The 5,613-nt window shown below is 46.4% G+C and carries 6 protein-coding genes; all 6 read right to left on the bottom strand.

What is annotated here, in order from left to right; all coding sequences use genetic code 11:
• Positions 1–244 precede the first annotated feature (244 nt).
• The 6 genes from Q0257_RS02730 to gatC are packed head-to-tail and all read right to left on the bottom strand — an operon-like array spanning position 245 to position 5,511.
• Positions 245–1,492: a serine hydroxymethyltransferase gene (locus Q0257_RS02730; protein ID WP_298021256.1), complete on the bottom strand. Its 1,248-nt coding sequence runs from the start codon at positions 1,490–1,492 to the stop codon at positions 245–247.
• Between the two features lie 2 nt (positions 1,493–1,494).
• Complete coding sequence (gene lysS, locus Q0257_RS02735; RefSeq protein ID WP_298021259.1) at positions 1,495–2,988, bottom strand: lysine--tRNA ligase; 1,494 nt, start codon at positions 2,986–2,988, stop codon at positions 1,495–1,497.
• Position 2,989: 1 nt separating this feature from the next.
• Positions 2,990–3,457 (bottom strand): Fur family transcriptional regulator, encoded by a 468-nt coding sequence (locus Q0257_RS02740; RefSeq protein ID WP_005871221.1) that lies wholly within the window; start codon positions 3,455–3,457, stop codon positions 2,990–2,992.
• Complete coding sequence (locus Q0257_RS02745) at positions 3,454–4,131, bottom strand: CvpA family protein (protein WP_298021262.1); 678 nt, start codon at positions 4,129–4,131, stop codon at positions 3,454–3,456. The genes Q0257_RS02740 and Q0257_RS02745 overlap by 4 nt, the downstream gene beginning before the upstream one ends.
• Positions 4,131–5,213 carry a type IV pilus twitching motility protein PilT gene (locus Q0257_RS02750; protein ID WP_005871218.1) on the bottom strand — a complete coding sequence of 361 codons (1,083 nt, stop codon included), beginning with the start codon at positions 5,211–5,213 and terminating at the stop codon, positions 4,131–4,133. Before Q0257_RS02750 ends, Q0257_RS02745 begins: the two co-directional genes overlap by 1 nt.
• A 10-nt stretch (positions 5,214–5,223) precedes the next feature.
• Positions 5,224–5,511 (bottom strand): Asp-tRNA(Asn)/Glu-tRNA(Gln) amidotransferase subunit GatC, encoded by a 288-nt coding sequence (gene gatC, locus Q0257_RS02755; RefSeq protein ID WP_291939991.1) that lies wholly within the window; start codon positions 5,509–5,511, stop codon positions 5,224–5,226.
• Positions 5,512–5,613: the final 102 nt, after the last annotated feature.

The raw sequence follows: 5,613 nt of genomic DNA on the forward strand, positions 1-5,613 counted from the left end.
GCCTTCATTATGATTAAAATGATTAAGAATAAAACTACGACGCCGGCTGCGACGGTAAGACCCTTTTTCAAATTCGCGTTCTTATCGACATTGCCGCTATTGATCACTATGTCGTCTATGCTGCTCATATCGAAATTTTTGTCGTTCATACTCTCTCCTAAGATTATTATTTACTTTGTAAATTCTACCACGCAAAATGTACGAAATAAATAAATTCGGGTAAGCTTACCCGAATTTATTAAATTTAATACATCGCGCGGTCGTAGATGATAAAGCGGTGCGCCAAATCCCGCACTTCCTCTTTAACTCGCGCCTGAAGCTTGGAATTTGAGATGTCGCTTAGTACGTCGGCGATTTTATTTCCGATAAACTCAAATTCTTTCTCCTTCATGCCGCGCGCGGTAAGTGCGGGGCTGCCGACGCGGATGCCGCTGGTGACGAACGGACTGCGAGTCTCGCCCGGCACGGTATTTTTATTCGTCGTGATGCCTGCGTTTTCAAGCGCGGCGCTAGCGTCCTTGCCGCTAAAATCTCTATTTAAAAAGCTCATCAAAATCAGATGGTTGTCGGTGCCGCCGCTAACGAGATCAAAGCCGCGCTTAACCAGCGTCTCGCCTAAAATTCTAGCGTTTGCCTTGACCTGCTTGGCATAGAGCTTCCACTCGGGGCTTAGATTGTGTTTAAAGCCGACCGCCTTAGCAGCGATGACGTGCATTAACGGGCCGCCCTGGATGCCCGGGAAGATCGCCGAGTTGATCTTTTTGGCAAATTCCTCGTCGTTGGTCATTATAATTCCGCCGCGCGGACCGCGAAGCGTCTTGTGCGTGGTCGAGCTTACGACGTGGCAGTGCGGAAACGGATTAGTATGTTCGCCCGCGACGACTAGCCCTGCAACATGCGCTACGTCGGCGAAAAGAAAGGCTCCCACACTATTAGCGATCTGTCTAAATTTAGCAAAATCTATCTCGCGCGTATAGGCGCTTGCGCCGCAAACGATCATCTTCGGTTTTACGATCTGAGCGATCTCAAGCACCTTATCGTAGTTTATGCGGCCGTCGAGCTCCACGCCGTACTCGAAGCTCTCATACATCTTTCCGCTGCTTGAGACCTTCGCGCCGTGCGTCAAATGCCCGCCGTGGCTAAGCGCCATGCCTAAAATTTTATCGCCCGGTTTCAAAAATGCGGCATAGACGCCTTGGTTGGCTTGGCTACCGCTGTTTGGCTGGACGTTTGCAAACTCACAGCCGAAGAGCTTTTTGCAGCGATCGATCGCGATCTGCTCGATCTCATCTACGAACTCGCAGCCGCCGTAGTAACGCTTACCGGGATAACCCTCGGCGTATTTGTTCGTTAGCACCGAACCCATCGCCTCCATCACCTCGGGATAGGTAAAATTTTCACTCGCGATCATCTCCAAATAATCGCACTGGCGGGCAAGCTCTTTGTTAGTTAAACTAAAAATTTCATTATCGAATTTTTCTAAATTTGACACGTTTACTCCTTCTCTAAATTTAGCGGCCTCATCGCAGGGAACAAAATCACGTCGCGGATCGATTTTTTATTCAGCAAAATCATCGCCAAGCGATCGATTCCAAGCCCCCAGCCAGTAGTCGGGGGCATCGCGTAACTAAGCGCGCGGACGTAATCCTCGTCCATCTCGTGCGCCTCGTCGTCGCCCGCGTTTTTAGCGTCGATTTGCGCCTTAAATCTGGCGTATTGATCGAGCGGATCGTTCAGCTCGTTAAAGGCGTTGGCTAGCTCCTTGCCCGCGATATAGAGCTCAAATCTCTCGGCTATTTGCGGATTTTCGTCGCTTCTGCGCGAAAGCGGGCTGATCGAGATCGGAAAATCCACGATGAAGGTCGGATTTATGAGCTTAGCTTCTACGTAATTATCAAAAAGTTCGCTCTGCAGGTGGCCTAGATCGAGCTTTTCATTGACTTCAAATTTATCCTCTTTGAGTTTTGCGACGATCTTTTCGCGATCATTTACGATCTGCGGCTCGATGCCGCCTATCTGCGCAAGCGCGTCGAGATACTTTATGCGCGCAAAAGGCTTTGAAAAATCGATCTCGCACTCATCGTAGGTTAAAATTTCGCCTAGCCCAAGCCTCTTAAACAGCGCTTTAAATAGCTCCTCGGTTAGGTTCATCGCGTCGTTATAATCATGCCACGCCCAGTAGAATTCTATGCTGGTAAATTCCGGATTGTGCGTCAGATCCATACCTTCGTTGCGGAAGTTTCGGTTGATCTCAAAGACCGCCTCCATGCCGCCTACTATAAGGCGCTTGAGATACAGCTCCGGCGCGATACGTAGGTAACGATCAACGTCTAGGGCGTTGTGGTGCGTGATAAATGGCTTAGCGTTCGCGCCACCTGCGATTGGGTGCATCATCGGCGTTTCGACCTCTAAAAATCCATGCTTTTCAAAAAAGCTGCGGATCTCGCTAACGATGATCGAGCGCTTGATAAAATCCTCGCGGACCTCGGGGTTCATTATCATATCGAGATATCTTTGGCGGTAGCGCATCTCGATATCGACAAGGCCGTGAAATTTCTCCGGAAGTGGGCAGATCGCTTTGGACGCAAGCGTTATTTTGCTGGCATGGATCGAAAACTCGCCCGTTTGGGTGACGAAGGCGTATCCGCGCACCAAAATTATATCGCCCACTTCGAGATTTTTCTTAAATTTAACGTAATCCTCCTCGCCAATGCTGTCGCGAGAGTAATAAATTTGAATATTGCCGCTTTGATCTTCTATGTTTGCGAAGGTGGATTTGCCCGCGACGCGCTTTAGCTTTAACCTTCCTGCAAGGCTTACCTCCTCGCTCGCTTTTTTATCCTCGGTATCTTTTATGTAGCCGAATTTCTCTTTAAACTCGGCTATGCTCATATCTTTTTTTAGAAAGTGCGGATAGGGATTAGCCCCCAAATTCCGAAGTTCCGACGCCTTGTCTATCCTTTGGATTTCTAACTGGCTATCAAACAATCTACTTCCTTTTTGCCGCGCATTCAGGGCAAATTCCATACAGCTGCATCATATGTCCCGTAAGCGTAAATCCGTGCTCTTTGGCGACGGCAAGCTGTTTTCGCTCAATAGTGGCGTCTTGAAATTCTATGATCTTATTGCAGCTTTTGCAGATTAGATGGTCGTGGTGAGGCTTGTTGGCAAGCTCAAATTTCTTGCCCTGTGCGCCAAATGAGATCGACGTCGCCATCCCCGAATCCTCTAGTAAATTTAAGGTGCGATACACCGTCGCTATGCCTACGTTTAGCTCCGGAAATTTCGCTTTGATCTCGTTGTGAAGTGCCTCAGGTGTGAAGTGTTTATTGTTGTTATAAAGCGTGCGGAGCAAAACCTCGCGCTGCTTAGTATATTTTAGACCGCTAGCGGCAAGCGCCTTTTTAAACTCAACAATTAGAGCGTCAAACTCTAAATTTTCGATTTTTGCATTCATAATTTTGTCCTTTCTGTAGAATTTACTTCTGAACTGGCGTTAAAATCGCTAGGTTCAGTGCTTTGATTTTGATCCGAGTTCATACGGGCGGTAGAATTCTGATCTTTTAAGAGCTTGTCATCCATCTTAGAACCGATGGAATTTAAGCTTTGTTTGATCTTCGGATCATCTTTGAGATTTAAAATCCAATTTCCGATTTTTAAGAAAATCGGCGCAGTTTTGCTGCTTTCAAAATACTTTTTAGTCTGTTCGTTCATCGACATAGGACCGCTTGCAAGCGTAACAATAACGGCAAAAATCAAGAAAATTTTACTTACGCTAAACACGAAACCGCCGATCTTATCGACAAATCCGAGTCCACTCCATTTAAAGAATTTTGAAATGATTTCGCCTATAATCAAACACGAGATCCATACACCAAAAAGCACAGCGATAAAGCCGATGAGAACCTGCGTCGTATCGCCCGAAAGCACGCCGTTTGCATTCTGCAAAGCTGGAATTTTTGCTGCAATCCACTCGCCTGCCATAGTTTTATAACGCATCGCGGCAAAAAGACCGCCGATGAGACCCAAAATTCCAAAAATTTCTTTTACGATGCCGTTGGTGATACCGCGCAGTCCGAAGAGCACTACGAGTACCAAACAGCCGACGTCGAACCAGTTAATACCTTCCATCAAGCACCCACCACGCCTATTAGCTCTTGCAGGTTAGTCGAGTACCTAAACGCCGTATCTTTTGAAATTTGATTTGCACGGATCGCTTTAACCATCGCTTGAGTTTGAGTTATCATACCGGTAGATTGCTGATTTAGCTGCATTTGAGAGTAAATTTGATGCACCTTGTTTTCGCGGATTAGATTCGCTACGGCATTGTTATTGAGCAAAATTTCATGGATCGCGATACGTCCACCGCCAAGCTTCGGCAAAAGCGATTGCGAAATGACCGCGGTAAGTGACACGGAGAGCATATTTCGCACTTGGAGCTGCTCGCCGCCATCAAAGCTATCGATAATACGGTTGATCGTTTGCATCGCGGAGTTGGTGTGTAGCGTACCAAATACCAAGTGACCGGTCTCAGCCGCGGTAATGGCGATCGAGATAGTCTCTCTATCGCGCATCTCGCCCACGAGGATAATGTCCGGGTCCTCACGCAAGGCAAATTTTAATGCATTAGCGTAGGAATGGGTATCGGTGCCGATATTTCTGTGAGAAAAAAGCGCTTTTTTATTGGTATGGACGAACTCGACCGGATCTTCAACAGTGATGATGTGCTTGCGCTCTTTTTCGTTAATCTCGTTTAGCATCGCGGCAAGAGTAGTTGATTTACCACTACCAGTAGGCCCGGTAACCAAAATCATACCTTTTTCGTGCTTGACTACCTCTTTAAAAATCGTAGGGGCTTTTAAATCGTCCAGGCTAGGAATATCGATAGGAATAATACGAAATGCGGCAGCCAAATCGCCGTTCATAGTGTAGTAGTAATTTCCACGGAAGCGTCCGATATTAGGAAGCTCGATCGCAAAGTCAAGCTCTTTATTTTCCTCGAGCGCACTTTTTTGAGCATCGGTAATGAGCGCGTAGCAGATATACTCGATATCCGTGCCCTTAAGCGGGTCCATGGCAAGTGGGCGCAGTGTGCCGTCGATACGTATTTGAGGCGCCGAGCGCGAAACTAAGTGAAGGTCGCTCGCTTTGTTAAAAACGACGGTTTTTAGTAGGGTTTCGATATCTACTAAATTTCTTTGAACTTCTTCCATAAAATTCCTTTCAATCTATGATTTTCGGTACTACGAAGTAGCCGCCTTCGGACTGCGGAGCATGCTTTAAGACGCTTTCTGCGACGTCGCTTTTGCGTGGAATATCTTTGCGAAACGGAGTACCGCCTTTTAGCGTAGTGATAGCCGCCTCGCCGCTTTGTAAATCCAGCTCATTTAGAATTTCTACAAAATCTACAATATTATTTAATTGACCTTTAAATTCTTCTCGCTTAGCATCTGGAATTTTAAGAGCGGATAGCCTTTCCAGCTTGCTTAGCAAGGCATCGTCTATTATCATAACTTTCCTTTTTCTGATAAATGCGACATTATATCATAAAAATTCTTTATCTTAGGCGGTATTTAAAATTTTTTATGCTACAATTACGCCGATTTTCTCAAA

The organism is uncultured Campylobacter sp., assembly GCF_938018035.1.
Classification (GTDB): domain Bacteria; phylum Campylobacterota; class Campylobacteria; order Campylobacterales; family Campylobacteraceae; genus Campylobacter_B.